Source organism: Citrobacter sp. wls827 (assembly GCF_005280875.1).
GTDB lineage: Bacteria > Pseudomonadota > Gammaproteobacteria > Enterobacterales > Enterobacteriaceae > Citrobacter > Citrobacter youngae.
Genome location: NZ_SZWR01000021.1, coordinates 215,220 through 216,408 on the forward strand (window position 1 = coordinate 215,220; position 1,189 = coordinate 216,408).

Below are 1,189 nucleotides of genomic sequence, written 5' to 3' on the forward strand. Positions count from 1 at the left end.
TGCTTTATGCCCAGGACAGAAGAATGACTCCACGATTACGAAGTTTTATCGATTTCTGCATCACCCATTTTGGCTCTTAGATACCCGTGAAGACGGCTTACTTCGGATCGCCGAGAACCTTTTTCAACTCCTCGATATCCTCTTCAACCGCTGTTTTAAGACCGCGGCGTTCCAGCCAGTTTCTGCCCCATATGCTTAGATCCAGAACCAGTTTGTTCAGCTCCCGTCCTTCGTCACTCAACGAGTATTCAACCTTTGGTGGAACAACGGGATAAACCTGGCGAATAATCAGGCCATCCTCTTCAAGTTCACGCAGTTGCTTCGTCAGTAAACGCTGATTGATGCTGGTTAAAAACCGCTGGAGTTCGCTAAACCGAAGCGTACCGTCCTTAAATAAATGATAGAGGATCACCCCTTTCCATTTCCCACCCATGATATGCAGTGCTGCTTCCATTGAACAACCTGGTGCCGAATCGTAGTTACGTAATTTCTTCATAAAAACATCATGGTTACCTTTTGGTAAGTATGTGCATTTTTTTAGCGTATAAACGAATTATCATCGTATGGTACTTTTAGCGGGCTAAATATCAATCACTTTCTGGAGTAGAAATGTCAGCTTTGCTTTTTGAACCCATCACAATCAACGGCGTTGAATTCCGCAACCGTATTGCCATGTCCCCGATGTGCATGCACTCGGCATCTGACGACGGCAAGATTAATGACTTTCATGTTATCCACTACGGCGCGCGTGCCCTGGGCGGAGCAGGTCTTATCATGCTGGAAACGGCCTCTGTATTACCGAATGGTCCAATCGGTCCTGGAGACATCGGTATCTGGGGTGATAGCCATATTGAAGGTTTGTCCCGCGTGACAGATGCCATTCACCGTTTTGGCGCGAAAGCCGGCGCACAGATTGGACATGCTGGTCGCCAACTGGGAATTGACCTGCCCTCTATCGCGCCGTCAGCTATTCCGTTCACACCTGAGTCCCGCGTACCACAGGCGATGAGTATTGAGCAAATTAACGAAGTCGTAGAGGCGTTCCGTCAAGGTGCTCGCCGTGCGCGTGAAGCCGGTTTTGACGTTATTGAAATCCACGGTGCCCACGGCTATCTGTTGAATCAGTTCCTGTCGCCGCTAGCGAACAAACGCACCGATGAATACGGCGGTAGCCACGAGAATCGTTACC

Annotated in this window: 1 protein-coding gene and 1 pseudogene; one reads left to right on the forward strand and one right to left on the reverse strand. The window is 48.9% G+C overall.

The window, feature by feature from the left end; all coding sequences use genetic code 11:
• Positions 1-97: 97 nt before the first annotated feature.
• Complete coding sequence (locus FDX03_RS18155) at positions 98-454, reverse strand: helix-turn-helix domain-containing protein (protein ID WP_349290441.1); 357 nt, start codon at positions 452-454, stop codon at positions 98-100.
• 155 nt (positions 455-609) lie between these two features.
• On the opposite strand from FDX03_RS18155, the pseudogene FDX03_RS23590 reads away from it, so the two are divergent.
• Positions 610-1,189: pseudogene (locus FDX03_RS23590) on the forward strand (NADPH dehydrogenase); the annotation flags it as partial.

What these genes read in the sequence shown, in the direction of transcription:
- FDX03_RS18155 (WP_349290441.1), bottom strand. Translation starts at nt 454, where the DNA reads ATGGAAGCAGCACTGCATATCATGGGTGGGAAATGGAAAGGGGTGATC.